General features: G+C 59.3%; 1 protein-coding gene and 1 pseudogene. Both read right to left on the reverse strand.

Going from position 1 to position 1,073, the window contains the following annotated elements; translation table 11 throughout:
- Nucleotides 1–111: 111 nt before the first annotated feature.
- Entirely contained in the window at nt 112–627 is a 516-nt protein-coding gene (locus ACXRVY_RS31060) for a sigma-70 family RNA polymerase sigma factor (protein ID WP_223458047.1), read from the reverse strand.
- 191 nt (nt 628–818) lie between these two features.
- Nucleotides 819–1,073: pseudogene (locus tag ACXRVY_RS31065) on the reverse strand (aminotransferase); the annotation flags it as partial.

Below are 1,073 nucleotides of genomic sequence, written 5' to 3' on the forward strand. Positions count from 1 at the left end.
TTCGGCACGTTCGGTGTCACTGAGTTCGCTTTCACTCATGCGGATCAACCAGTCGGCCGCTTCTTCAAGGGCCTGGTGGTCGAGGTGCGGTTCATTGCGCCGTGCGAGCATTCATTCCACCAGCAACAGGCACTGCACGAAGGCTTGCTTCATGTAGCGTTTGACGGTGATCAGCGAAACGCCCAATTGCTCGGCGATGTCGTCGTATTTCAGGCCGCTGATCTGCGACAGCAGGAATGCGCGTTTGACCAGCGGTGGCAGGGCGTCGAGCATCGCGTCGATTTCGTGCAGGGTCTCCAGCACCATGAAACGCAGTTCCGGCGAAGGCACTTGCGGCGCGGGCACATGAGCGAGGGCATCGAGGTAGGCGCGTTCCAGTGCCTTGCGCTGATACCAGTTGACCAGAATGCCTTTGGCCACGCAGCTCAGGTACGCGCGAGGTTGCTCGATGACGGTGACCCGGGACGCGAGGATGCGGGTGAAAGTGTCCTGCGCCAGATCCGCCGCATCCATGGCGTTACCCAGTTTTTTCCTCAGCGTCGCGTACAGCCAGCCGTGATGGCCGCTGTACAGGGCTTCGATCGCGCGCAGGTGATTGTCATTATTCGCGGGAAGGGTTTCGCTCATGGCTGCAGATTTTTTATGCAATTGAGAAGTATTCCCAATGCTAGTTTACAAACCCGCTGCGACGCAAGCGCCGATTGTTGTCCTGTTCAGACTCGCGGCTGACGACGCAGCGCAGTAATCATCGTGTCGATTTCCGCCTCGGTGTTGTACGCATGCAGCGACGCGCGGCTGACCTCCGGCAAGTTCCTGTGCTACATGTCGAGCAGGGTTGAGCGGAACGTCGAGGTGGTGACGTTGATGCGTTTTTCCTGACTGGCCAGCCACTGCTGAACCTGCGCGGCGCTGCTATTGCAATGAGTGAAGGTAACGATGCCGGATTTGACCGCCCCCAGGTCTCGCGGCGTCACGCCCGGGATATCTGCCAGTCGCTGGCGCAGATAATCCGCCAGATGCTGAATCCGCAGCCACATCGGTTCGATGCCTTGGGCCAGTGCGTATTCCACCGC

It is taken from the genome of Pseudomonas sp. P5_A2_2, from assembly GCF_054177685.1.

What these genes read in the sequence shown, in the direction of transcription:
- ACXRVY_RS31060 (WP_223458047.1), bottom strand. Translation starts at nt 627, where the DNA reads ATGAGCGAAACCCTTCCCGCGAATAATGACAATCACCTGCGCGCGATC.